This window comes from Pseudonocardia sediminis (genome assembly GCF_004217185.1).
Lineage (GTDB): Bacteria > Actinomycetota > Actinomycetes > Mycobacteriales > Pseudonocardiaceae > Pseudonocardia > Pseudonocardia sediminis.
In genome coordinates, this window is the sequence record NZ_SHKL01000001.1 from 4,566,641 (window position 1) to 4,592,225 (window position 25,585).

18 protein-coding genes and 1 pseudogene are annotated in these 25,585 nt (G+C 72.5%); 10 read left to right on the top strand and 9 right to left on the bottom strand.

Annotated features, from left to right (window positions below):
- Positions 1–44 precede the first annotated feature (44 nt).
- Positions 45–1,937, top strand: a complete 1,893-nt coding sequence (locus EV383_RS21115) for a DUF2075 domain-containing protein (RefSeq protein ID WP_130291518.1) — start codon at positions 45–47, stop codon at positions 1,935–1,937.
- 127 nt (positions 1,938–2,064) lie between these two features.
- Positions 2,065–3,090, top strand: coding sequence for an alanine racemase (locus EV383_RS21120; RefSeq protein WP_130291519.1), 1,026 nt, complete (start codon positions 2,065–2,067; stop codon positions 3,088–3,090).
- Between the two features lie 42 nt (positions 3,091–3,132).
- Here EV383_RS21120 and EV383_RS21125 read toward each other — a convergent pair whose 3' ends face one another.
- The 4 genes from EV383_RS21125 to EV383_RS21140 all read right to left on the bottom strand — a co-directional run bounded on the left by EV383_RS21125 (position 3,133) and on the right by EV383_RS21140 (position 7,461).
- The gene (locus EV383_RS21125; RefSeq protein ID WP_130291520.1) at positions 3,133–4,776 is read right to left on the bottom strand and encodes a flavin-containing monooxygenase; all 1,644 of its coding nucleotides are present in this window, start codon (positions 4,774–4,776) and stop codon (positions 3,133–3,135) included.
- 150 nt (positions 4,777–4,926) lie between these two features.
- Entirely contained in the window at positions 4,927–5,364 is a 438-nt protein-coding gene (locus EV383_RS21130) for an SRPBCC family protein (protein ID WP_130291521.1), read from the bottom strand.
- A 14-nt stretch (positions 5,365–5,378) separates the two neighbouring features.
- Entirely contained in the window at positions 5,379–6,257 is an 879-nt protein-coding gene (locus EV383_RS21135; RefSeq protein ID WP_278044880.1) for a phosphoenolpyruvate hydrolase family protein, read from the bottom strand.
- Positions 6,258–6,267: 10 nt separating this feature from the next.
- Positions 6,268–7,461 carry a Tm-1-like ATP-binding domain-containing protein gene (locus tag EV383_RS21140; RefSeq protein WP_130291523.1) on the bottom strand — a complete coding sequence of 398 codons (1,194 nt, stop codon included), beginning with the start codon at positions 7,459–7,461 and terminating at the stop codon, positions 6,268–6,270.
- Positions 7,462–7,589: 128 nt separating this feature from the next.
- On the opposite strand from EV383_RS21140, the gene EV383_RS21145 reads away from it, so the two are divergent.
- Entirely contained in the window at positions 7,590–8,765 is a 1,176-nt protein-coding gene (locus EV383_RS21145) for a hypothetical protein (RefSeq protein WP_130291524.1), read from the top strand.
- A gap of 803 nt (positions 8,766–9,568) precedes the next feature.
- Here EV383_RS21145 and EV383_RS33130 read toward each other — a convergent pair.
- Positions 9,569–9,992, bottom strand: a pseudogene (locus tag EV383_RS33130) (DoxX family protein); the annotation flags it as partial.
- A 111-nt stretch (positions 9,993–10,103) separates the two neighbouring features.
- Between EV383_RS33130 and EV383_RS21155 the strand changes: the two are divergent.
- Positions 10,104–11,093, top strand: a complete 990-nt coding sequence (locus tag EV383_RS21155; protein ID WP_130291526.1) for an ROK family protein — start codon at positions 10,104–10,106, stop codon at positions 11,091–11,093.
- 10 nt (positions 11,094–11,103) lie between these two features.
- Complete coding sequence (locus EV383_RS21160; protein WP_130291527.1) at positions 11,104–12,798, top strand: alkaline phosphatase D family protein; 1,695 nt, start codon at positions 11,104–11,106, stop codon at positions 12,796–12,798.
- A gap of 42 nt (positions 12,799–12,840) precedes the next feature.
- Here the strand turns inward: EV383_RS21160 and EV383_RS21165 are convergent, their stop codons facing one another.
- Positions 12,841–14,463, bottom strand: coding sequence for a flavin-containing monooxygenase (locus tag EV383_RS21165; protein WP_242623239.1), 1,623 nt, complete (start codon positions 14,461–14,463; stop codon positions 12,841–12,843).
- Between the two features lie 156 nt (positions 14,464–14,619).
- Positions 14,620–15,396, bottom strand: coding sequence for a maleylpyruvate isomerase family mycothiol-dependent enzyme (locus tag EV383_RS21170; protein WP_130291529.1), 777 nt, complete (start codon positions 15,394–15,396; stop codon positions 14,620–14,622).
- Positions 15,397–15,504: 108 nt separating this feature from the next.
- Here EV383_RS21170 and EV383_RS21175 point away from each other — a divergent pair, with 108 nt between their 5' ends.
- From EV383_RS21175 to EV383_RS21195, 5 genes are all read left to right on the top strand, one after another.
- The gene (locus EV383_RS21175; protein ID WP_130291530.1) at positions 15,505–15,837 is read left to right on the top strand and encodes a hypothetical protein; all 333 of its coding nucleotides are present in this window, start codon (positions 15,505–15,507) and stop codon (positions 15,835–15,837) included.
- A 128-nt stretch (positions 15,838–15,965) separates the two neighbouring features.
- Positions 15,966–19,211, top strand: a complete 3,246-nt coding sequence (icmF, locus tag EV383_RS21180; protein WP_130291531.1) for a fused isobutyryl-CoA mutase/GTPase IcmF — start codon at positions 15,966–15,968, stop codon at positions 19,209–19,211.
- 66 nt (positions 19,212–19,277) lie between these two features.
- Entirely contained in the window at positions 19,278–20,534 is a 1,257-nt protein-coding gene (locus EV383_RS21185) for a patatin-like phospholipase family protein (RefSeq protein WP_207223612.1), read from the top strand.
- Positions 20,535–20,947: 413 nt separating this feature from the next.
- On the top strand, positions 20,948–21,532 hold the full coding sequence (locus EV383_RS21190; RefSeq protein WP_130291532.1) for a hypothetical protein: 585 nt from the start codon (positions 20,948–20,950) through the stop codon (positions 21,530–21,532).
- Positions 21,529–22,821, top strand: coding sequence for a serine/threonine-protein kinase (locus EV383_RS21195; protein WP_130291533.1), 1,293 nt, complete (start codon positions 21,529–21,531; stop codon positions 22,819–22,821). Before EV383_RS21190 ends, EV383_RS21195 begins: the two co-directional genes overlap by 4 nt.
- Positions 22,822–22,843: 22 nt before the next feature.
- Here EV383_RS21195 and EV383_RS21200 read toward each other — a convergent pair whose 3' ends face one another.
- Positions 22,844–24,076, bottom strand: a complete 1,233-nt coding sequence (locus tag EV383_RS21200; RefSeq protein ID WP_242623240.1) for an alpha/beta fold hydrolase — start codon at positions 24,074–24,076, stop codon at positions 22,844–22,846.
- Between the two features lie 229 nt (positions 24,077–24,305).
- Positions 24,306–25,580 (bottom strand): MFS transporter, encoded by a 1,275-nt coding sequence (locus tag EV383_RS21205; RefSeq protein ID WP_130291534.1) that lies wholly within the window; start codon positions 25,578–25,580, stop codon positions 24,306–24,308.
- Positions 25,581–25,585: the final 5 nt, after the last annotated feature.

The window sequence follows — 25,585 nt, forward strand, 5'->3', positions numbered from 1 at the left end:
CCACACCCGCACGCCGATGACGCGTGCCTTGTGGGGGTTCTCTGGTGGCTCTGGTCCGGGACAGTGCGTCCGCCCTGCTGAAGAAGGCGGACGCCGGCGAGCTGCACGATCTGCTGGTGCAGCAGGCGCGGGTGCTCTTCGACGCCGGCGTCGGTGTCGGGGAGATCCGCTCGTGGCAGAACAGTCTCCCGGCGTTGCTGGGCGACCTGCGCGACGCCGGTCTGGACCACGTCGAGGTCCTCCTGGAGCACAAGCTGCCCTTCTCACCGAAGCGCGTCGACGTCATCCTCTGCGGGGTCCACCCGCGGACGCGGCGCGCGAGCTACGTCGTCGTCGAGCTCAAACAGTGGACGACGGTGACCCAGCGGCCGGACGGGCTGATCGACGTCCCGCAGTACGGACGCCCGGTGCTGCACCCCGTCGAGCAGGTCCGCGGCTACTGCGACTACCTCGTCGACTTCGTCCCGTCCCTCTCGGTCGACTCGGCCGGCGTGTACGGGATCGCCTACCTGCACAACGCCGAGGCCGCGGGGTGGAAGCTCAGCCGCTACACCGTCGACGAGCACGGGCAGCTGTTCGTCCGCGACCAGCGGGCCGAGCTGATCGACGAGCTCCGCCGCCTCCTGGATCCCGACCCGATGTCGGCGCCGGACAACCGCCGGGTCGCCGAGGACCTGCTCAACTCCGCGGTCCGGCCGTCGAGGCCGCTGCTCACCGTGGCCGCGGAGGAGATCAAGCAGCGGGAGCGGTTCGTCCTGCTCGACGAGCAGCGGATCGCCTACAAGCTCGTCGAACACGCCGTGGACCAGGCGGACCGGGCGAACACGAAGACGGCCGTCGTCGTGCTCGGCGGACCCGGGTCCGGCAAGAGCGTGCTGGCGCTGAGCTTGATCGGGAGCCTCTCCCGCCGCGGGAAGACGGTCATGCACGCGACGGGGTCGAGCTCGTTCACCCAGACCCTGCGCAAGGTCGTCGTCGGGTCCCGGTCGGCGCGGGCACAGAACCTGTTCGCCTACTTCAACAGCTTCATCGGCGAGCCCCCGAACTCGCTCGACGTCGTCGTCTGCGATGAGGCGCACCGCATCCGGGAGACGAGCGTCAACCGCTTCACCAAGGCCGACAAGCGAGCGAAGGCGAAGCGCCAGGTCCACGAGCTGATCGACATCGCGCGGACTCCGGTGTTCCTGCTCGACGAGCACCAGGTGGTGCGCCCCGGGGAGATGGGGACCGAGGCCGAGATCCGCCACGCCGCCGAGTCGGTCGGCTGTCACGTCGAGGTCGTGCGGCTGCACGGTCAGTACCGGTGCGGTGGCTCGGAGTTCTACGAGCAGTGGGTGTTACGGCTGCTCGGACTGGACCCGCGGCCGCCGATCCCCTGGTCCGAGCTCGTCGAGGGCCCGGACGAGACGTATCGCGTCGCCGCGCTGCCGAGCCCGACCGCGCTCGAGGGATGGCTCGCCGGGCAGAGCACGGGGACGTCGGACACCGCCCGGATCGCGGCCGGTTACTGCTGGCGATGGAGCGACCCCGTCGACGACGAGGGCACCCGCCGACTCGTCGACGACATCGAGATCGGCGGCTGGCGACGGCCGTGGAACGCCAAGCCCGACAAGTCGGTACCCGGCGTGCCCGCCTCGCACTTCTGGGCCAGCGACGAGCGCGGATTCGGCCAGGTCGGCTGCATCTACACCGCGCAGGGCTTCGAGTACGACTGGTCCGGGGTGATCGTCGGCGAGGACTTCGTCCGCCGAGGGGGCGGGTGGGTCGCGAACCGGGAGCGGTCCTTCGACGGCCTGGTGAAGCGGGCGGCGGAGGACGAGTTCCCGGCTCTGGTGCGCAACACCTACAAGGTGCTCCTCACCCGCGGGATGAAGGGGACGGCGATGTTCTCCACCGACCCGGAGACGCAGGAGTTCCTCGAGGAGATGTGTCGCTGAAGGACTCACGCCCGGACAGGCCCTGACCTTCGGGGGGACGACGTGTGATCGTGTGTGTGCGTCCGACGCACCCCGGAGCGTCGGCCCGCACCACCCACCCGGAACCGATCCTGGAGGTGCCGGCCGGATGCGCGTCGCCGACCTGCCCACGCCCGCCCTGCTCGTCGACGTCGATGCGGTGGACGCGAACCTCGCCGACATGGCCGCGGCACTGCCCGGGCCGCGGATGCGCCCGCACGTCAAGGCGCACAAGACGACCGCGCTCGCCGCGCGCCAGGCCGACGTCGGGCATCCCGGGTTCACCTGCGCGACCGTGCGTGAGGTGGAGGGCATGGCCGCCGCCGGGCTGGGTGAGGACCTGCTGCTGGCCAACGAGGTGCTCGACACCCGGCGCCTCGGACGGCTCGTGCGCGACGGCTCCGCCCGGGTGACGGTGGCGATCGACTCCGAGCCCACGCTGCGCGCCGCCGTCGACGGCGGGGTGCGCGAGGTGCTCGTCGACGTCAACGTCGGTCTGCCGCGTTGCGGGATCGCACCGGAGCGGACCGGGTGGCTGGCCGACCGGGCGCGGGCCGCGGGGCTGACGGTGCGCGGTGTGATGGGCTACGAGGGCCACCTGATGATGCTGCCCGACGTGGCGGAGCGGGCCCGGCTGACACGGGAGTGCATGGAGCGGCTACTGGCCGCGCACGCCGACGTCGGCGGGGACGTGGTCTCCGGCGGCGGCAGCGGGACGTGGGACATGAACACCTGGGTCACCGAGCTGCAGGCCGGCTCCTACGCCCTGATGGACACCGCCTACTCCGCAGCCGGGCTGCCGTTCCGGCAGGCGCTGACGGTGCTCGCGACCGTCGTCTCGGCCACCGACGCCACCGCGGACATGCCCGCCTTCGCCGTCGCCGACGTCGGCCTCAAGTCGCTCGGCATGGACCACGGGAACCCGACCGTCGTCGGCGGGCAGGTGTGGTTCTGCTCCGACGAGCACACGACGTTCGGCCCGGAGGTACCGGTCGCGGTCGGTGACCGCGTCACCGTGCTGCCCGCGCACGTCGACCCGACCGTCGCGCTGCACGAGCGGATGCACCTTGTCCGCGGCACCGGCCCGGACGCCGAGGTGCTCGACACCTGGGCCGTGGACCTGCGCGGGTGGTGAGCCGGTGCGACGGCGGTGCCCCGCCGCCGCACCGACGAGGGGTCACGCCATCGACGCCGCCCCCGTCGTCGCCGTCTCGAAGCCCTCGTAGCCCTTCGCCGCGACGTCGTCGCACAGCCCGCGGTACACCCCGACCCCGCCCATGTACGGGTAGACGCTGCGCTGCTTGCCGGGGATGTTCGCGCCCATCCACCACGACTCGGCCTGCGGCAGCAGGGTCATGTTGCCGACCTCGGTGTGGTGGGAGACCCAGCCGTCCTCGGCCTCGGCGGTCGGCTCGATCCGGTCCAGCCCCCGCTCGGACATCCAGCGCAGGCAGTCGGTCACCCAGTCGACGTGCTGCTCGATCGAGACCGGCATGTTGCTCATGACCGACGGGCTCTGCGGTCCGGTGAGCATGAACAGGTTCGGGAAGCCGCGCGTGGTCAGGCCCAGGTACGTGCTCGGGCCCTCGGCCCACTTGTCCTTCAGCCCGACGCCGTCGCGGCCGGTGATGCCCAGGCGGAACAGCGTGCCGGTCATGGCGTCGAAGCCGGTGGCGTAGACGATCGCGTCCACCTCGTACTCGGTGCCGTCCACCCGCACGCCGTTCTCGGTGATCCCCTCGATCGGCGTCTCGGCCACGCCGATCAGCGTGACGTTGTCCCGGTTGAACGTGTCGTAGTAGCCGTTCTCCAGGGGCGGCCGCTTGGTGAAGAACGGGTGGTTGCGCGGGCTGAGCTTCTCCGCGACCTCGGGGTCGCGCACCTTCTCCCGGATCTTGCCGCGCAGGAACTCCGCGGCCGTCTCGTTGGCGGCGCCGTCGAGCAGCAGGTCGTTGAACGTGGTGCCCAGCCGGAAGCCGCCCTTCGCCCAGGCCTCCTCGAAGATCTCCTGCCGCTCCTCCTCGCTCACCGACAGCGCGGGGCGGTCGGCGATGTCGTAGGGGAAGCCGAAACCGGTCTGCCGGGTGCGCGCCCAGATGTCGGTGTAGTTCTCCTTGATCTCCTTGGCGTCGTCCTCGGTCATCGGCCGGTTGCCGCCGGAGATGTCGTAGTTCGGCGTCCGCTGCAGGACGTAGAGGTGCTCGGCCTGCTCGGCGATCTCCGGTACGGCCTGCACCGACGTCGCCCCGGTGCCGATCACCGCGACCCGCTTGCCGGTGAAGTCCACGCCCTCGTGCGGCCACCGCCCTGTGTGGTAGCTCTCGCCCCGGAACCCGTCGCGGCCGGGGAAGTCGGGCAGGTTCGTCGTCGACAGGCAGCCCACCGCCGTGATCAGGTGCCGCGCGCTCGTCCGGGTGCCGTCGTCGGTCTCGACGACCCAGCGGTTCCCGTCCTCGTCCCACGTCGCCGACGTGACGGTGGTGGAGAACCGGATGTCGCGCCGCAGGTCGTAGCGCTGCGCGACGTGCTGCAGATAGCTCAGGATCTCCGGCTGCCCGGCGAACCGCTCGCTCCAGGTCCACTCCTGCAGCAGCTCCTCCGAGAGCCGGTCGGAGAAGCTGTAGAAGTAGCTCTCCGAGTCGCAGCGCGCACCCGGATACCGGTTGTAGTACCAGGTGCCGCCGACGTCGTCCGCGGACTCGATCGCCTGCACGCGCATCCCGAGCGTGTCCCGGAGCCGGTGCAGCATGTAGAGGCCGGAGAAGCCGGCCCCCACGATCAGGGCGTCGAGGTCAGGGGCGTCGTTCCGTGTATCGGTCATGGATGCGCTGACTCCGTCGTCGGGGCGTCACCCCGATGTGACGCCTGCCACCGAGTCTGCATGTGCCCTACCGGTTCGGACAGCTCCGAACCGGTGCCGCCCCGGCGCTCCCGGCACGCATGTGAGGGACCCCGGGGGGACTAACCCCGGTCAGCTCCCGAACTTCTCCCCCAATGCCGCGAGACCCGCTCCGAACACCCCGTTCGCGAACAGGTCCACCAGCGATCCCTCGTCGGCGGCCTCGGCGTCGAAGTCGACCCACCACTCCCCGAACGTCTGCCCGGTCGCGGTGATCGGCGACAGGCGCACGGTGGAGATGTAGCGACGGACCGGGAACGGCGACTCGAGGATCTCGTAGGTCAGCGAGTGGAAGCGGTCGTCGAGGGCGAGCAGCTGCTCGACGACGACGCCCCCGTCGCCGAGGGTGAGGCGTCGCTGCGCACCGATCTCGAAACCGGTGGCGCCGCGGATCAGCTCGGATCCCTCGATCGCCGGGTGCCAGCGATCGAGCCCGCCGAAGTCGCGGATCGACGGCCACACCTGCTCGAGCGGGGCGGGGATGACGGCACTGGAGTACGGACGCGGCATTGCGGGAGCTCCTTCTACGAGCCGGGCGGCGGGGTCTGGGACTGATCGATCGGGGACAGGCGGGCCTGGGACAGGCTGGTCTTGAACAGGCGGGTCTGCTCGGTGAGAGCCTTCTCGGTGGGCAGGCGCTCCATCGAGGACGCGCCGTAGAACCCGTGGCAGTGCTTCGCCTTCGACAGCACGTGCGCGGCGTCGTCGGGCATCGCGATCGGGCCGCCGTGGCAGAGCACGAGGACGTCGTCGCGCACGTCCAGCGCGGCCGCCGCCCACTCGTCGACGAGCGCGACGCAGTCGTCGAGGGTCTTCGACGTCTCCGCGCCGATCGAGCCACCGGTGGTCAGGCCCATGTGGCAGACGATGACGTCCGCGCCGGCCCCGGCCATCGCGCGGGCGTCGTCGGCGGAGAACACGTAGGGCGTGGTGAACAGGTCCTGGGCGCGGGCCGCGGCGACCAGGTCGACCTCCAGCGCGAAGCCCATCCCGGTCTCCTCCAGGTTCGCCCGGAACGTCCCGTCGAACAGGCCCACGGTGGGGAAGTTCTGGATGCCGGCGAAGCCGAGGTCGTCGAGCTGCCGCAGGAAACGGTCGGTGATCATGAACGGGTCGGTGCCGTTCACGCCGGCCAGCACCGGCGTGCGCTCGACGACGGGCAGCACCTCCGACGCCATCTCGACGACGATCTCGTTCGCGTTGCCGTACGCCAGCAGCCCGGCCAGCGACCCCCGCCCGGCCATCCGGTAGCGGCCGGAGTTGTAGATGACGATGAGGTCGATCCCGCCGGCCTCCTCGCACTTGGCCGAGAGCCCGGTGCCGGCACCACCGCCGACGATCGGCTCACCGCGCCGAGCCATGTCGGTGAAACGTTCCACCAGTTCCGCGCGCCGGAACCTCACTGTGTCGAACTCACTGGGCAAGCACCTCCCGCCACGCGGCGACGGCCGCGTCGGCGAACTCGGGGTCGTTGATGTTGTGCGGTACCCGCATGATCCGCTCAGGACGCAGGACGTGCTGCTCGATCGCGGTGAACAGTGCCTCGTCGGCGTCGGGGTCCCAGAACGGCTGGTCCGGCGCGTCCAGCAGGGACACCCCGCCGGTGGGCAGCAGGAACATCAGCGGTCCGGTGCAGGCGTCGATCTTGCCGGCGACGAACCGGCCGATCTCCGCGTTCTCCTCCGGCGTCGTGCGCATGAGCGTGACCTGGGCGTTGTGCTCGTAGAGAAGGCGGCCGGCGAAGCGCTCGGGCACCGAGTCCCGCGACCCGAAGTTGACCATGTCGAGCGCGCCGCAGGAGCCGACGTAGGGCACCCGGGTCCGGGCGATCGCGTCGAGACGGTCCGGCCCCGCGGCCATGATCCCGCCGACGACGAGGTCCGCGATCTCGGTCGTGGTCAGGTCCAGCACGGAGGTGATGAGGCCGTCGTCGACGAGCTTCTCCATCGCCCGGCCGCCGGTGCCGGTGGCGTGGAAGACGAGCGGGTCGACGTCGTCGCCGAGGCGTTCGCGCACGGCGGTGACGCACGGGGTGGTGACGCCGAACATGGTCAGCCCGGCCGCGGGACGGTCGTCGGCCACAGGGACCGTTGCGGCGACGGCGCCGGCCAGCATGTGCGCGGCGTTGCCCAGGACGACCCGCGAGATCCGGTTCAGCCCGGCCACGTCGGTGACCGAGTAGAGCATCGCGATGTCCGACGCCCCGACGTACGGAGCGGTGTCGCCCGAGGCCACCGTCGAGACCATCACCTTCGGCACACCGACCGGCAGGGCCTGCAGGGCAGGGGTGACGATCGCCGTCCCGCCGGAGCCGCCGAGCCCGATGACGCCGTCGAGGTCGTCGCGGGAGAGCAGGTACCGCTCCAGGGCGACGGCCATCGCCCCGACCCCGCTGCCCCGGTCACCGGTGAACACGGCGTCGGCGCCGTCCGGGTGGTGCGCCGCGACCTCCGCGGCCCGGACGTCGGCCCCGGTGCCGGCCGCGTCGCCGGCGGTCGAGACGTCCACGCGGCGCACCGCCGCCCCGGCCGCCGCGATGAGATCGGCGACGTAGCCGAGCTCGTCGGACTTGGTGTCGTGCGTGCCGATCACGTACGCGGTGCCCACCAGGGCTTTGTAGCGCAGATCGCCGGGCGGGACGAGAGGGAGCAGGCACCGATCCGGGATCAGTCCGCTCCGGGCACCGCACTCACACGGAGCAGTGACCTCTTTCATGATCACGTCGTTGAGTAGTCATGCTGCGCCATCCGGACCACACCAGCGGCGTCGTCCTCCCCATGGACGCCCGATCCGGGGAGCACCATGCGCCGACGAACGGGGCGCCGACGAACGGGGCCGCGACGCGGGGCCCGGTGATGGTCGTCGGATGGTGGGCCGAGCCGGCCGCGTCCGCCCGCTTCTGGGGCGACGTCCTGCCCGCGGGCAGCGAGCTCGCCCACCACCTGGGACGGGTCGCCGCCCGCAGGACGCAGGAGCGCCCCACCCTCGACGGCGGCCTGACGTTCCGGCTCTCGCTGTCCGAGGCGTTCGGTGCCGAACAGCTGTTACACCTTGCCGACGGCTCGCCGCGACGCACCGACCCGCCCGGCCGCGGTGTGCTGGTCCCGCTGTCCGGGCTGCGCCAGACCTCGCCGGTGCCCGGCGCACCGCTCGGGCTGATGGCGCAGACGCTGCTCGTCGAGATCGCCACCACCGACGTCCAGAACCGGGTGCTCACCGACCTGACGGCCGCGGTGCACGACCTCGCGCCGTCCGCCCCGACCCGTCTCGACGCCCGCCTGCGCGCCGCCGAGGAGACGCTGCGCACCGCCCAGACCGCGCTGCTCACCAGCGGCGCGGTCCCCACCGACGTCGCGCTGGGCACCGCGTCGGCCAACCTGTCGGTGCTGCGTCACCAGACCGTCGCGCACCTCGCCGGGTGGGAGCGGGTGGTCGAGGGGCTCGACCCGTCCGGGGCGCACGGCACCGCCGTCCGCGAGGCGTTGGGCGAGGTCGGACGGCTGGGCTGGACCGGGTTCCCCGGCGCCGTGCACGCCGCCTACCAGGGGCTGGTGCTCGACGCCCGTCGGCTGCTGGTCGTCGCCGCCGAGCAGCACCTGCGGTCGCCGGAGCGGTCGTTGACGGCGCTGCGCCCGCTCGTCGAGGCGGACGTGGCCGCCCGTGTGGCGGACGTCGTGCGGCTGCGCAAGCTCCTCGCGCGGCTCTCGGTCGTCCCGCTGACCGTGCGCAAGCGCTCCGGCGCCATGCTGCCGAACCTGATCGCCGACCAGGCCGCCGACAACGCCCGCACCCAGGCCCTGTTCACCAGGATGGCGACGGCCCTGACCCCGGTCCCGGGCCAGGCCGCCTACGACGTGGAGATCCAGACCCGCGCCTCCGGCGACCTGCAGGTCCTCCGCCCGGCCCCCTGACCCGCCGGGTCACGGCCCCGGACACGACCCCTGGACACGACCCCTGGACACGACACTGCCCGGCTCCCACCGGTGGCGGGGCCGGGCAGTGTCGAACCGTGCTGTGTCAGAGGGTGCGGTGTCGGCTCAGCCGACGGCCTTGGCGCGCTTCTTCGCGTCCTTGGCGGCGCCCTTGGCGGCCTTGGCCGCCTCGGCACCGACGTCGGAGGCCCGGCTCGCGACGTCCGAGCCGAACTTCGCGGCCTGCGCCTGGGCCTGGGTGGCCAGCGTGGTGAAGCGGTCCGCGTACTCCGGAGCCTTCTTCTCGGCCCGGCGGGCCGCCTTCTGGGCCTGCTTCTCCCAGGCGGCGCGACGCTTCTCGGCGGCCTTGACCCACTTCTCGCCGTTGCGCCCGGCGGCCTTCTGCCACTGCGCGCCGCGACGGTCCACGGTCTTCTGCAGCTTGGCGCCGCGCTTCTCGGCCAGCTTGGCGTTCTTCTGCGCCTGCTTGGCGGCCGCCTCGGCGCGGGTGGAGAGCTCGCCGGAGAGCACGGAGGCCCGCTCGGACACCGCGGTGCCCAGCGTCGCCGCCCGCTCGGAGGCGAGACCGCCCAGCTCGACGGCCCGCTCGCGGACCGCGGGGCCGTGCTCGGCGATGGCCTCGTTGACCTTCCCCGACGCCTCGTGGGCACGCTCGCCCAGCGCCGTCCCCGCGGTGGAGGCCACGGCGGCGATCGAGGTGCCGGCCCCGGCCAGACCGGCGGCGACGCGCTCGGCGGTGTCGGAGTTGGAGGCACCGGAGAGCTTCTTCTGCGCCTGCTCGGCGGCCTTGCGGGTCCGCCAGGCGGCCGAAGGCTTGCCGTGCGTGTCGGCGGCGGCGATCAGGAGACCGCCCAGGAGGCTGAGGTTCTTGAAGAAGTGGATCTGCTGCGCGGCCCGGGCCTCCGGGTCGGTCTCCTCCCAGAAACGGTGCCCGGCCAGGGTGGTCGGGATCAGGGAGGCGGCCAGCGCGGTCGAGGCCAGGCGCGGGGCCTTGCCGATGGCGAGCAGCGAACCGGCGGCGATCTTCACCCCGGCGTCGATCTTGATCAGCGTCTCGTCGTCCGGGCGACGGTCGATCGGGGCGGCCTCGACGATGCGGTCGACCGCGGGAGCGGCCTGGTCCAGCAGCGGCTTGGCGGCCTGGGCGTGGTCACCGGGTGACCGCAGTGCGTTGATGCCGCCGGTGATGAAGATGGCGGCAAGCATGGGTCGGGCGACTCGGCGCAAGACTGGCATGGATCACCTTTCCCCGATTCGCCGAACCGCAAACCCCCACGGCAGTTGGCATCGCGGCGGTGAGGTCGCAATAGTGCGCGGGTGACGAACGGACGGCGGGCGATCGGGCTCGACATTGGGGGTACGAAAGTTGCGGGGGCGATCGTCGCCGAGGATGGCACAGTGACGGCGGAGACACTCCGCCGGACCCCGGAAACCTCGGACTCCGCGACCATGACCGCGCTGCTCCTCGAGATGGTCGACGAGCTGCGCAAAGGCGACGACGGCGTGGCCGCGATCGGGGTCGGCGCGGCGGGCACCGTGGAGTGGCCGACGGGGCGGATCCGGTGGGCGCCGAACAACGAGTACCGGGACTGGAACGTCCGCGCCGAGCTGGAGCGGGCGACCGGGCTGCCGGCCGTCGTCGACAACGACGCGAACGTGGCCGGGCTGGCCGAGGCGCGGCTCGGCACCACCCGCTACGACGAGATGATCCTGGTGACCGTGGGCACCGGGATCGGCACCGGGATCGTGCTCGGCGGCCGCATCTACCGCGGCCCGCACGGGCTCGGCGCCGAGATCGGGCACATGAACGTCACCCCGGACGGGCCGCAGTGCGGCTGCGGCAACTACGGCTGCCTCGAGGCCCTGGCCTCGGGAACCGCGCTGACGCGGATGGGCCGCAGCGCCGCCGCGGGCGACCCGGACGGGATGATCGCCACGCTCGCCGCGGAGTCCGGCGCGGAGGTCACCGGCCAGATCGTGACGATGGCGGCGATGGCCGGGGACCGCACCGCGGCGTCGCTGTTCGCGCGGCTCGGCCGTTCCCTGGGCATCGGCATCGCGTCGATGAACGCCATCTTCGAGCTGGAGGCGGTCGTCATCGGCGGCGGTCTGGTCGACGCCGGCGAGCTGCTGCTGGAGCCGACGCGCCGCGCCGCGCGCGAGTTCGCCTACGCTCCGACGGCCCGTCCGATCCCGCCGATCGTCCCGGCCACCTACCGCGGCGACGCGGGCAAGATCGGTGCCGCGCTGCTCGCACTGGAGGACGCCGGGAAGCACTGGCGGCGGGAGGAAAGGTCCACCCCATAGAGTGGGGCCGGTGACCCTTCTGCTCGGCCCGCTGCTGCGCCACGTCGACGAGACCTCCGCCCTGGTCTGGGTGCAGGTGGACAGGAGGGCGCGGGTCGAGGTGCTGGGCTGCAGCGCGGAGACGTTCGAGGTCAGCGGGCTGCACTACGCGATCGTCGAGGTCACCGGCCTGGCGCCGGACAGCCGCACACCGTACGAGGTGCACGTCGACGGCGAGCAGGTCTGGCCGCTGCCGAACTCGCCGTTCCCGGGCAGCGTCATCGCCACCCGCGGCCCGGCGACCGAGGGTCACCAGCGCGTCGTGTTCGGGTCGTGCCGCTACGTCAAGCTCGCCGACCCGAAGCTCGCCCGCCAGTACGGCCTCGACGCGCTCGACGCCTACGCCACGCGGATGACCCAGCTCGACCCGTCGCTGTGGCCGAGCGTCCTGCTGCTGCTCGGCGACCAGGTCTACGCCGACGAGCTGACCCCGCAGAGCCGCCGCCGGATCGCGGGACGTGCCGAGCGGCCCGCCGAGTGGCCCGACGACGAGATCGTCGGCTTCGACGAGTACTCCGGCCTCTACCGCGACACCTGGTCGGACCCGGAGGTGCGGTGGATGCTCTCCACCGTCCCCACCGCGATGATCTTCGACGACCACGACGTGCGCGACGACTGGAACACCTCCGGCGAGTGGCGCCGGGAGATGGCGAAGACACCCTGGTGGCGCGACCGCATCCGGTCCGGGCTGGCGGCCTACTGGGTGCACCAGCACCTGGGCAACCTCTCCCCCGCCGAGCTGGCCGCCGACACCACGTGGCAGGCCGTGCGGGCGGCCGACGGCGACGTCTGGCCGCTGCTCGTCGACATGGCCGACCACGCCGACGCCGAGGTCGGCACCGGCGACGACGCGCACAAGGACGTCCGGTTCAGCTTCTGCTGGGAGCTCGGGCGCAGCCGGCTGATCGTCATCGACTCCCGCAACGGCCGGATCGTGGAGTCCCTGCCCCGCAAGCTCGTCTCCGACGCCGAGTTCGACTGGATCACCGACCGTGCGCTGGCCCCGGGCGACGTCGACCACGTCATGATCGGCACGTCGATCCCGTGGCTGCTGCCGCAGGTGATCTCCGACCTGCAGGCCGCCACCGAGAAGGCCGGCAACTCCGGGGGACGGCTCGCGCGCGCCGCGGAGTGGCTGCGCCAGGAGGCGGACATGGAGCACTGGCCGGCCTTCGGGCACTCGTTCAACCGCCTCGCCGACCTGCTGCGCGACATCGGGCGCGCGCACTCCGGCCGGGTCGCCCCGGCGACGGCGACCGTGCTCTCCGGCGACGTCCACCACAGCTACGCCGCCCGCGCGTTCGTCCACGGTCACGAGCCCGGCGCGACGGGGGTCTACCAGCTGACCTGCTCCCCGGTGCACAACGTCGTCCCGGGGTTCATGCGTGTGCTGTTCACCATCACGTGGTCGCGGCTGATCGCCCGGGCCAGCACCCGGTGGGCCCGCGACACCGGCGCCGAGCGCGCCGGCGTGGCCTGGGAGAAGAGCGCCGGGCCGCTGTTCGGGAACCTGATCGCGACCCTGGAGCTCAACGGCCGGGCCGCCCGCGTCCGGTTCGAGCGCCCGCGGTCCGCATCGACCCTCGACGACGTCGCCAACGTCGCCCTCACCCCGCTGGCCCCGCCCGTCGACGAGCCGGTCCCCGCCGCGCCCGCCGGGCGCTGACCCCCCGGCCCCTCGCCGGAGGGGACGGCGCACCGCGGCCGGTCAGGACATCGAGGCGGAGGCCTTCTCCAGGTCGAAGCCGCGGTAGTCCTCGGCCGCGACGTCGTCGCAGATCTCGCGGTAGGCCCCGACCCCGCCGATGTAAGGCATGAACACCCGGGGCTTGCCCGGCACGTTCGCGCCCAGGTACCAGGACTTCGCCAGCGGGTAGAGCGTCGCCTGCCCGACCTCGGCCACGTGCTCGACCCACCCGGCCTGCGCGTCGGCGTTCGGCTCGATCGTGGTGACGCCGTCGCGCTCCAGGCGGGCCAGGCAGTCGGAGATCCAGTCGACGTGCTGCTCGATCGAGACCAGCATGTTCGACAGCACCGACGGGCTGCCCGGGCCGGTGATCGTGAACAGGTTCGGGAACCCGGCCACGCCCAGACCCAGATAGGTGACCGGGCCGTCGGCCCAGGCGTCGGCGAGCGTTCGCCCGTCCCGTCCGCGGATGTCGATCGAGAGCAGCGCGCCGGTCATCGCGTCGAAGCCGGTGGCGAGCACGATGTCGTCGACCTCGACCTCTCCGTCGGCGGTGGCCACGCCGGTGGCGGTGATCGCCTCGATCGGTGTCTTCTTCAGGTCGACCAGGTGCACGTGCGGCGAGTTGAACGTCTCGTAGTAGCCGGTGTCGAGGCAGGGCCGCTTGGTGCCGAACGGGTGGTCGGACGGCAGCAGCGCCTCCGCGGTGGCGGGGTCGGTGACCTTGTCCCGGATCCGGTCCCGGATGAAGTCCGCCGCCATGTCGTTGGCGCGGATGTCGACGCCGATGTCGGCGTACGAGCGCCGCATCGCGCCGAGGTTGCCGGCCGACCACGCCTTGTAGAAGGCGCGCCGCCGCTCCTGCTCGGTGACGTCCAGGGCGTTCTCGGTGGGCAGCTTCCCGACGAGCCCGGCCGGTGAGTGCCGCGCCGCGTCCCGGAACGCGGCGTAGTTCGCCTTGCGCTCGCGCTGGGCCTGCGCGGTGAGCGGACCGTTGTGCGCGGGCATGCTGTAGTTCGCCGTGCGCTGGTAGACGGTCATCTCGGCGGCCTGCGACGCGATCACCGGGATCGACTGGATGCCCGAGGACCCGGTGCCGATGACGGCGACGCGGCGCCCGGTGAAGTCGACACCGGCGTGCGGCCAGCGGGCGGTCGAGTAGACCGGCCCGGCGAAGGAGTCCAGACCGGGGATCTCCAGGTCCTTGGGCTTGGACAGGCAGCCGGTCGCGAAGATGCAGAACCGCGCCGTGACGGTCTCGCCGTGCTCCGTCGTGACCGCCCAGCGCGCGGACTCCTCGTCCCAGACCGCCGCGGTGACGCGGGTGTCGAGCTCGATGTCGCGGCGCAGGTCGAAGCGCTCGGCGACGTGCTCGGCGTAGCGCAGGATCTCCGGCTGGGCCGGGTAGCGCTCGGTCCACTCCCACTCCTGCTCGAGCTCCGGGGAGAACGAGTAGGAGTACTCCAGGCTCTCGACGTCACAGCGTGCTCCGGGGTACCGGTTCCAGTACCAGGTGCCGCCGATGCCGCTCCCGGCCTCGAACACCCGGGCGCTCAGGCCCAGGCCACGCAGGCGGTGCAGCTGGTAGAGACCGGCGAACCCGGCGCCGACCACGACGACGTCGGGGGAACTGGGACGACTCAACGGGCGCTCCTTTGCGACGCGAACCACTTTCGGCCCCAGCATGCGACGCCGGCGGCCCGCACGCCAGAGGTGAACGGCGGATCACCGTGATCCCGTAGCCGGGCGACGGTCGTGCGCGGATACCGCTGCCGGAGCGACGGCATCCGCGCACGCGGGTCAGAAACCGGTGCGCTCCAGCCACCGCGTCCACACGGCGGCGTCGCCGAGCACCTGCAGGGACGCGGCGTCCGAGGAGATCCGGCGGGTCACACCCAGGAGGAGGTCGGCCGCGGTGCCGCGGACGGCGGCGTCGCCCTTGCCGTGCCCGTGCTCCCAGACCACGGCGGACCCACCGTCGGCGGCCTCGCCGCGCAGCAGCCACTCCCCTGCCGCGCCGAGCTCGTCGTCGGTGGCGTGCAGGTGCAGGGTCGCGCCCGCGGGCAGCGGCCCGTCGTCCGAGGCGGGGCGGGAGGCGACGAGGTCGAGCCACTCCGAGACGCCGTCCGCAGCCAGGTCGGGCGCGATCTCGAACGTCTCGCCGAGGGCCAGGACCACGTCGGCGCGGTGCACCGTGGCCTCGTGCAGGCGCCGGCGGATCCACCACGCGGCGGGCTTCGGACCGGTGAACGTCCAGATCGGGGTGTCCGGGCCGACCGACTCCACGGCCTCGAGCAGCTCGCGGACCCCGCCGCGCAGCCAGTCCGCCTCGGCGTCCGGGCCACCCTCCGGCGGACGGCCGCCGACGACGTCGCGCGGGGACAGCACCTCGGTCGCCCGGCCGGCGACCATCTGCGCGGCCCACCGGTCCCCGCGCCCGACGTGCTTGAGCACCGAGCGGAGATCCCAACCGGGACAGGTCGGGACCGGTGTGGACGCCTCGGCGGCGGCCACGGCGGACGCCAGCCGATCGTTCTCGACGGTCAGGGACGCGGCGACGGATCCGGGCGCGGACATGAACGAAATCTAACGTCTCGACGCGAATCCGCGAGTCCCCGCATGTCGATCATGGACCCGGGGTAGGAACACGACATGCCGCCTCATCGCGATTGGACGCGACGTGGAGTGGGGCGTGCCCTGCTGTGGTGGCCGTTCACGGCCTTCCTGCTGGTGGCGGCGTTCCCCGCCATCGCGGTTCCGGCCATGGTCGGCTCGGGCGTGTTCCTGGTCGTCGTCGGGCTGGTGGGCGGAGCGCTGGGCCGCCAGTGGCGCGCCCGCAAGCTCCGGCAGGCCGGCCGCACGGTCGGGGCGATCCCCCGTGCCGTCGCCGACGGGTCGACCACTCCGCTGACCGAAGCCGCCCAGGACGAGAAGCCGTCGTCGGACACGATCTCGACCGACGAGCCCGACGAGCCCGACGAGCCCGACGACGACGGGCCGGACGTCCGCGCGGCCTGAGACCGACCCGCCCGCCGCACGACCGGCGTCCCTGTGACGCGCTGCGCCGTTGCTTGTATGTCCGATACTAGGATGTCAAACTAAATCCGTCGGGCGTCTCCCATTCGGCCCGGCGGGAGGAGCGGGTCATGGCGGACTCGAACGCTGTCAGCACCGGTCGCGACCAGGGACTGCACGTCCCGGTGAACCCGGTCCGGTTCGTGACCGCGGCCAGCCTGTTCGACGGGCACGACGCGGCCATCAACATCATGCGCCGGATCCTGCAGCGCCAGGGAGCCGAGGTCATCCACCTCGGGCACAACCGCTCGGTCGACGAGGTGGTGACCGCCGCGATCCAGGAGGACGCGCAGGGCATCGCCATCAGCTCGTACCAGGGCGGGCACGTCGAGTACTTCTCCTACCTGGTGGAGCTGCTGCGCGAGCGCGGCGCCGGGCACGTCAAGGTCTACGGCGGTGGCGGCGGCGTGATCGTGGCCGAGGAGATCGAGCTGCTGCACTCGCGCGGCGTCTCCCGGATCTTCTCCCCCGAGGACGGCCAGCGTCTCGGCCTGCCCGGGATGATCAACCTGATGATCCGCGAGTGCGACGTGGACCTGTCCGCCGAGCCGCCGTCGTCCTACGACGGGGTGTTCTCCGGCGAGCCCGCGACCCTCGCCCGCGCGCTGACCATGGCCGAGGCCGGCAAGCTCCCCGACGAGGTCCACTCGCGGGTCGAGAGCGCCGATCGGGCGGTGCCCGTCCTGGGCATCACCGGCACCGGCGGCTCCGGCAAGTCCTCGCTGACCGACGAGCTCGTCCGCCGCTTCCGCCTGGACCAGGAGGACAAGCTCCGGATCGCCGTCCTCGCCGTGGACCCGACCCGTCGCAAGGGCGGCGGCGCGCTGCTCGGCGACCGGATCCGGATGAACTCCCTCTCCGGTGACCGCGTCTTCTTCCGCTCGCTCGCCACCCGCGGCACCGAGGGCAGCCTGCCGGAGCGCCTCGGCGACACGATCGCCGTGCTCAAGGCCGCGTCGTTCGACCTGGTGATCGTCGAGACCCCCGGCATCGGGCAGGGCGACGCCGGCATCGTGCCCTTCGTCGACAACTCGCTGTACGTGATGACGCCGGAGTTCGGCGCCGCGTCGCAGCTCGAGAAGATCGACATGCTGGACTTCGCCGACGTCGTCGCGATCAACAAGTTCGAGCGCCGCGGCGCCGAGGACGCCCGCCGCGACGTCGGCCGCCAGCTGGTGCGCAACCGCGAGGAGTTCGGCGCGAGCTGGGAGGACATGCCGGTCTACGGCACCTCGGCCGCGACGTTCAACGACGACGGCGTCACCGCGCTCTACCACCACCTGCGCGACATCCTCGGCGAGAACGGCCTGGTCACCGGCGAGGGCCGGCTGGCCCGCACCGACCGCAAGACCTCCACCGAGTACGCCGCGGTGATCCCGCCGGAGCGGGCGCGCTACCTCGCCGACATCGCCGAGACGCTGCGCTCCTACCACTCCGACACCGACGCCGCGGCCGACGCCGCGCGCACCCGCGCGCACCTGCGGACCGCGCGCGAGCTGGTCGGGGACTCGGTGGACGAGGCGCTGGCCAAGGCCGAGAAGGCGCTGCCGGGCGAGACCGCGGAGATGCTCGAGCAGTGGCCCCGGACGATCGAGGACTACTCCGGCGACGAGCTGGTCTTCACCGTCCGGGACAAGGAGATCCGCACGAAGCTGACCAAGGAGACGCTGTCCGGCAACCCGGTGCGCCGGGTGTCGCTGCCCAAGGTCACCGAGGACGCCGAGATCGTCCGGTTCCTGCGCAAGGAGAACCTGCCCGGGTACTTCCCGTTCACCGCGGGCGTCTTCCCGTTCAAGCGCGAGGGCGAGGACCCGGCCCGGATGTTCGCCGGCGAGGGCGACCCGTTCCGCACCAACCGCCGGTTCAAGCTGCTCTCGGCCGACTCCGAGGCCAAGCGCCTCTCGACGGCGTTCGACTCGGTGACGCTCTACGGGCACGACCCGGACACCCGTCCCGACATCTACGGCAAGGTCGGCACCTCGGGTGTCTCGATCGCGACGCTGGAGGACCTCAAGGCCCTCTACGACGGGTTCGACCTCTGCTCGCCGACGACCTCGGTGTCGATGACGATCAACGGCCCGGCGCCGACGATCCTCGCCTACTTCCTCAACACCGCGATCGACCAGCAGGTCGACGGGTTCCGCGACGAGCACGGCCGTGAGCCCGACGCCTCCGAGCACGAGGAGCTGACCGCCTACGCCCTGGCCAACGTCCGGGGCACGGTGCAGGCCGACATCCTCAAGGAGGACCAGGGGCAGAACACCTGCATCTTCTCCACCGAGTTCTCGCTGCGGATGATGGCCGACATCCAGGAGTGGTTCATCGCGCACAAGGTGCGCAACTTCTACTCCGTCTCGATCTCCGGCTACCACATCGCCGAGGCCGGGGCGAACCCCATCTCGCAGCTGGCGTTCACCCTCGCCAACGGCTTCACGTTCGTCGAGAGCTACCTGGCGCGCGGGATGGACGTGAACGAGTTCGCGCCGAACCTGTCGTTCTTCTTCTCCAACGGCATGGACGCCGAGTACTCGGTGATCGGCCGGGTCGCCCGCCGGATCTGGGCGGTGGCCATGCGCGAGCGCTACGGCGCCAACGAGCGCGCGCAGAAGCTGAAGTACCACGTGCAGACCTCCGGCCGGTCGCTGCACGCGCAGGAGATGAACTTCAACGACATCCGCACCACGCTGCAGGCGCTGTGCGCGCTCTACGACAACGCGAACTCGCTGCACACGAACGCCTTCGACGAGGCCGTGACGACCCCGACCGAGGGCTCGGTGCGCCGCGCGATGGCCATCCAGATGATCATCAACAAGGAGTGGGGCCTCTCGATGAACGAGAACCCGCTCCAGGGTTCCTACGTCATCGACGAGCTCACCGACCTGGTCGAGGAGGCCGTCCTCCGCGAGTTCGACTCGATCGCCGAGCGTGGCGGCGTGCTGGGCGCGATGGAGACCGGCTACCAGCGCGGCAAGATCCAGGACGAGTCGATGCTCTACGAGCACCGCAAGCACGAGGGCACGCTGCCGATCATCGGCGTCAACACGTTCGTCAAGCCGGAGGACGACGACTCCGAGCCGGTGACGATCGAGCTGATGCGCGCGACCGAGGACGAGAAGAAGTCCCAGCTCGACCGCCTGGAGGACTTCCAGTCCCGCAACCGGACCGAGGCCGAGCAGGCCCTGCGCCGGCTGCAGGACGTCGCCACCGGTGAGGGCAACGTCTTCGACGAGCTGATGAAGGCCGCCCGCGTCTGCTCGCTGGGCCAGCTCACGACGGCCTTCTTCGAGGTCGGCGGCCAGTACCGTCGCAACATGTGACCGACCCGTGCGCGCTCGTCGCCGCCCTGGCGGCGACGGGCGCGCACGACCGGGTACACAGGCAGGGTGAGCACCCCCGAGCCCGCCGGCCCGAACATCGTCATCGCCTCCCAGGGCGGGGGTAGCCACTCCGCGTTCGGCGCGGGCGTGCTGGGCACGCTGCTGGCGGCCCCCGAGCTGCAGGGCTACCGGGTCACCGGGCTGTCCGGGACGTCCGGGGGCGCGATCAACGCGCTCCTGGCCTGGACGGCCCTGCGCGACGGCGACCGGGCCTCGGCGAAGGACCGTCTCGATGCGTTCTGGGCCGACAACGCCGCGAGCGGGCCGCTCCAGGCCCTGCTCAACGCGACCGTCGTCGGGGCGTCGATCCTGCAGAACCTCGACGCGCTGCCAGGCGTCAGCCCGTACCTGGTCCCGGAGATCGCGGCCGCGCAGTTCCGGTCGCTGCTCGAGCGCCACGTCGACTTCGACGCCATCACCGCCGACCCGGACCGCCTCGACCCGTTGCTGGCGCTCGGGGCCGTCGACGTGCTGTCGGGCGACTTCCGCGCGTTCTCCAGCTACCGCGAGCGGATCACCGTCGACAGCGTCGCCGCCTCGGCCGCGATCCCGAACCTGTTCCGCGCCGTCGAGACCGCGGGCGGCACGTTCTGGGACGGCCTGTTCTCGCAGAACCCGCCGGTCCGCGACCTGCTGGCCGCGCTGCCGGACGAGCTGTGGGTCGTCCAGATCACGCCGTCGGCGATCGACCGGCTCCCGCGCACGCTGACCGAGATCGTCGACCGGCGCGGCGAGCTGTCCGGGAACCTCTCGCTCTACCAGGAGCTGGCGTTCGTCGAGACGCTCAACCGCCTGATCGACGACGGCCGGCTGCAGCCCGGCGGAGAGATCGGCCGCACGGTGATCCGGGTGATCGAGCTCCCGCGCGAGATCCTGCCGCGGGCCCTCGGCGCGGCGTCGAAGGCCGACCGCAGCCCGGCGTTCCTGCAGCGCCTGATCGACTCCGGCCGGGAGCAGGCGGAGAAGTTCCTCGGCGCCCTGGCCTTCGAGCGCGCCTGGGCCGACGGCGACGCCGACGCGGTGCGCGGACTCAGCACGCCCGGGGCCTCGCTGGTCACCGACGACCCGTTCTCCGGGTCCGGACAGGTCGGGGTGCACGCGGTCCTGGGACGCGACGTGCGGCCGGACCTGGCACACCGGCAGGTCTCCGGCGACAGCGTGACCTGGGCCGTCCACGCGCCCGGCGTCGACGCGCCGTGCGAGGCACGGGCCACGTTCGACGGGCGGAAGGTCAGCGAGCTCCGCCTGGGACGGGCGGGCTAGCGCCGGGCGGGCTTGCGCTTCCCGCGGTTCCAGCCGCCGAGGATGCTCAGGGCCTCGACGACCGACTCGGCGGCTTTCGCGACGGCGCGACCGAAGTTCTTCACGGGATTCCTCCTGTGTCGTGCTGCTGGGGGCCGTTCCACGTTCTCAGACGCCCGCCGCGCGCGTGCACGGGGTTGCTGCGCCGTTGAGGTGACGAATCGGGCAAGTTGCCGGATGGTGTCCGGGAGGCGTCCACCTGTTCGGAGCAATCGGCGGTGATCGGCCTAGCGATCGAAGGGCTGATCGGAGCAGTGATGAGGTCGATCACGCGATCGGACACGTCCGTTGGGATGTACTCGGGCGCGCCCTCGGGCATGGGCCGGTCGGGAGGGCGATGCTTCCGGGGGTAAGCCGACGAGGGTGGGGATGTCGTGTCGACGAACGTGTTGATCTGGGTCGTGGTCGCGGCCGTGGTGCTGGTGGCGATCGGGATAGGACTGATCATCGCCGGGCGGGTCCGGGGACGGCGCCGGAGCGCGGCGCTGCGCCGTCACTTCGGACCGGAGTACGACCACGTGATCGAGCAGTCGGGAGGGCGCTCGGAGGGCGAGTCCGTGCTGCAGCGGCGGCTGAACCACCGCCGGGAGATCAACGTTCGCGACCTCGACGCCGACGAGCGCGAGCGGTTCTCCTCAGCGTGGGACCAGGCGCAGAACTCCTTCGTCGAGACCCCGCGCAGCGGGCTGCGCGACGCCGACCTGCTCGTGATGCAGGTGATGCGTGACCGCGGGTACCCGGTGGAGCACTTCACCGAGCGCGAGGAGATGGTCTCGGTCGACCACCCGGACCTGGTCGGGCACTACCGCGCGGCGCACCGCACGGCCGTCGCCGACACCCAGGACCACGCGGACACCGAGCAGCTCCGCAAGGCCATGGTGGACTACCGCTACCTGTTCGACGAGCTGATCGGCGCCGGGCACCCGGAGCGGACGCAGCGGGGCATGCAGGCACCGTGAGCGACGGCAGGCCCCGCGAGGAGACGACCGAGGTGGTCACCGGCCCGACCGTGCTGTCCGGACGCTACGAGCTCGTCCGGCTCCTCGGCGAGGGCGGCATGTCCCAGGTCCACCTCGCGCACGACCGCGAGCTGGGCCGCGACGTCGCGGTGAAGATCCTCCCGACCGGCGGCGACCGTGACGCGGAGGACCTCGAGCGGCTGCGCGACGAGGCCCGCGCCGCGGCGTCGATCAGCCATCCCGGTGTGGTCACGGTGCACGACATCGGCACCACGCGCGACGGCCTGTTCGTGGTCATGGCCTACGTGGACGGCGAGTCGCTGGCCGACCGCCTCAAACGCTCCGGGACGCTCGACCCGGCCGACGCCGTCGTCGTCGGGCAGGCGGTGTGCGACGCGCTGGAGGCCGCGCACCGCGCCGGCGTCGTGCACCGCGACGTCACCCCGGGCAACATCATGCTCGGCCGCGACGGTTCGGTGACCGTCACCGACTTCGGGATCGCGCGGATGGGCCCGGGCGCGGGGCGCACCCGCACCGGCTACATCGTCGGGACACCGTCCTATCTGGCCCCCGAGCAGGGCCACGGCGGCGACCTGGACGGGCGCGCCGATCTCTACGCGCTGGGCTGCTGCCTGTTCACCGCCCTGATCGGCCGCCCGCCGTTCGAGGACGACGACTCGTTCGCCGTAGTGCTCGCCCACATGCGTTCCGACCCGCCGCGGCCACGGCGGCTGCGCGCCGACATCCCGGAGGCGCTGGAGGCCGTCATCCTGCGGGTGCTGTCCAAGGACCCGAACCGCCGCTATCCCGACGCCGCGGCGATGGCCGTCGCGCTCGGGGAGTCGATCGGGGCCCGCGACGCGACGCCGCGCGGGCACACGCTCGAGCTGCCGAACCCGGGCGAGACGGGATCGTCGGACCCGCCGTGGGTCAAGCCGCTCCCCCGCTCCGCCGGCGGGGACCCCGCGCCGGGCCCGGACTCCGAGCCCGTGACGCGCCGGACGACGGCCGCCGGGTCGGACTCCGGCGCCCGGGACGCCGCGGCACCCCGGCGTTCGGTCACGCCCCGGCACGGCATGTCGCCGGCCCCGTCGCAAGACGCTCCCGCGACGGCGTCGGGAGGCCGGCCGCCGGACGAGCACACGACGGCGCTGGACAGCACGCTGGCCGACGTCGAGAGCGAGCAGGGGCGGTCGGGCGAGAGGCGTCGCGGGATCGGGTTCACGCTGATCGGCATCGCGCTGGTGCTCGTGGTCCTGGCCGTGCTCGCGGTCCTGTTCCTCGGCTGACCCCGGGCCGTCGTGCCGCCGGTCAGCCCGGGAGCAGCACGTCCAGCGACAGCAGGCCGCTGATCACCGGGCCGATCAGCCGGGACGCGCCCCTGCGCGGGAGCGCGGCGATGCGCGGGGCGAGCGCGGGCAGGTCGCGGTGGTGGCCGCGGGCGACCAGGTCGACGATGTTCAGCGCGGCGATCGGGTGGGTGTCGAGCGCGCTGTGGCCCATGCCCGGGATCGCGACGACGCAGGAGTCCGGGATCAGTGAGGCGACCCGCTCGGCGATCGGCGACGGGGTCCGCAGGTCCCGGTCCCCGGACACGACGGCGGTCGGCCACCGGAACCGGGTGATCTCGGAGGGCAGGTGGAACGGCTCCCCCGCGTACGCCGGGGCGTGTCGCGCGGCCTCGGTGAACGCGGACTGCGGGTCGAGAGGGAGCCCGTCCGGCGGGAGCCCGTAGCCGAGGGCACCGAACGCGATCCCGCTGACCAGATCGGGCTCGTAGACGTACGGCGTACCCGGGCCGACCTCCTCGACCCCGAGCCCCGCGATCAGCCGCCACGAGCGCAGGCCCTGCCCCCGCGACAGCGCCGAGAGCAGGCGTTCCAGCACCTCGGGGCCGCCGAACTCGTAGACCACCGGCACGACGCGCCCGGTCTCGGCGACGGTCACGGTGCCCTCGGCGACCAGGCCGCGCAGCAGCTCGGCGCACCGCGCGGTGGCCGGATCGTCGCCGTCCCACAGCAGCCGGCGGGCGTGTGCGCGGACCATCGGGAGGTCGTCGGCGACGGACAGGATCGGCGAGTCCAGGACCATCCCCGCGACCCGGTCCGGGTGCCGGACGCCGAACGCCTGCGCCAGGTAGGTGCCGTAGGAGGAACCGAGGACGACCGCCTTCGCGATCCCGGCGTCGTCGAGGACGGCGGCGAGGTCGTCGGCCGTGGCCTCGACGGTGACCTGCTCGACCGCGAGATCGGTCCCGGTGTCGTCACGGCGGGAGAGCCCGACCCCGCGGTGCTCCATCATCACGACGTCCAGCCCGCGCGCGGCGGCCCGGCGGCGGACACCGCGGTAGGGCAGCACCGAGGCGATCCCCGGACCGCCCGGGACCAGCACTATCGGCGGGGCCGCGCCGCCCGTGGGGCCGGTGCGCACGTAGTGCACCGGTACCCGACCCTGCCCCGCCGGCCGGAGGACGGCGCCGCCGCCGTAGGAACGGCTGACGGCGGCGGACCATCCCGTCGACGAGCAGGCGTCGAGCGTCGTCACGGGTCCTCCTCCCGGAGCGGGTGTGATCAGTGGACGTCCGGACGGCGTAGCCCGTTCCACCGGATCCCTGTGATCGTGCGCTCAGCGGCCGCCACCTGCCGCGCGAGAGCCCCGTTCGTCCCGTTCCCGCCGTTCGCAGCCTCCGGCGCACTACCGACACACTCCTGGCCCGACCGAGCGGGACCCTCATGGCGTCAGGCGCTACGACCGTCACGCTCGTGGCGAACGGTCATGCGGTGGCGGGTGCCGGGGCCGGGGCCGGGGCCGGGATGCGGCGCAGGACCAGGGCCAGCGCCAGGGCTCCGACCAGAAGCACCGAGACGTAGCCGACCAGGCCGAACCAGCCGAGGTGGTCGAAGGCGATCCCGCCCGCCGCGCCACCCGCGCTGCTGCCGGCGTAGTAGGCGAACAGGTAGAGCGACGACGCCTGCGCCGGGACGCCACCCTGCAACATCGACGACCGGCGGCCGACCCAGCTGCTGGCCACCGAGTGCGCACCGAAGAACCCGACCGTGACCAGCAGCAACCCGGCCAGGATCGCGACCAGCGAGTCCGGTTGCGTCAGCCAGATCCCGGCGAGTGCGAGCGTCGCGGAGATCCACAGCACCGGGCGGCGGCCGAACCGGTCGCCGAGGCGTCCGGCGCCGGTGGAGGCCCAGCCGCCGGCCAGGTAGCCGAGGAAGATCAGCCCGGTCAACGCGGCGGGCAGCGAGAACGGCGGCGCGAGCAGGCGGAAGCCGAGGTAGTTGTAGACCGTCACGAACGCGCCCATGATCAGGAACGCGATCCCGAACAGGCACAGCAGGCCGGGGTCGCGCAGGTGCAGGCGCAGTGGGCCGCCCAGGTCGCGCAGCCGGGTCGGCGACGGGTCCGGTGCCGTCGCGGCCGGGAGCAGCCAGCGGAACGCCACCGCCGCGACCACCGAGACCACACCGACCGCGGCCAGGCCCGCGCGCCAGCCGCCGACGTCGGCGACGACGGTCGCGACGAGCCGCCCGGAGAGCCCGCCGAGCGTGTTGCCGGCGATCATCAGGCCGACCGCACCGCCGAGGTGACGCGGCGCGACCTCCTTCGTCAGGTGCGCCATCGACAGGGCCGGCAGCGCCGCGAGGGTGATCCCCTGCAGCGCCCGGATCGCGACCAGCACCCCGAACGTCGGGGCGAGCGGGGCGATCAGCGCCAGTACCGCGGAGATGCCGAGCGCCCACGTCATCACCCGCGCCCGCCCCCAGGACTCGAGCAGCGCGGAGAGCGGCAGCACCGCGAGCGCGAGCGTCCCGGTCGTCGCCGAGAGCACGAGGCTGGCCACCGAGGAGGAGACGCCGAACTGCTGCGACAGCGTCGGCAGGAGCCCCTGCACGCTGTAGACCAGCACGAACGTCGCCAGTCCCGAGCACCACAGCGCCGCGCCGAGACGGCGGAAGCCCGGCGTCCCGCGCTCGTGCGGGGCGCCGGACGCCGCAGGGGCGGCAGGGGTGGCGGCGGGGCGCTCGGTCGTTGTCATTGCAC

Coding starts and splice junctions, on each gene's coding strand:
- EV383_RS21120 (WP_130291519.1), top strand. CDS start 2,065: ATGCGCGTCGCCGACCTGCCCACGCCCGCCCTGCTCGTCGACGTCGAT.
- EV383_RS21125 (WP_130291520.1), bottom strand. CDS start 4,776: ATGACCGATACACGGAACGACGCCCCTGACCTCGACGCCCTGATCGTG.
- EV383_RS21205 (WP_130291534.1), bottom strand. CDS start 25,580: ATGACAACGACCGAGCGCCCCGCCGCCACCCCTGCCGCCCCTGCGGCG.
- EV383_RS21170 (WP_130291529.1), bottom strand. CDS start 15,396: ATGTCCGCGCCCGGATCCGTCGCCGCGTCCCTGACCGTCGAGAACGAT.
- EV383_RS21145 (WP_130291524.1), top strand. CDS start 7,590: ATGCTGCGCCATCCGGACCACACCAGCGGCGTCGTCCTCCCCATGGAC.
- EV383_RS21130 (WP_130291521.1), bottom strand. CDS start 5,364: ATGCCGCGTCCGTACTCCAGTGCCGTCATCCCCGCCCCGCTCGAGCAG.
- icmF (WP_130291531.1), top strand. CDS start 15,966: ATGGCGGACTCGAACGCTGTCAGCACCGGTCGCGACCAGGGACTGCAC.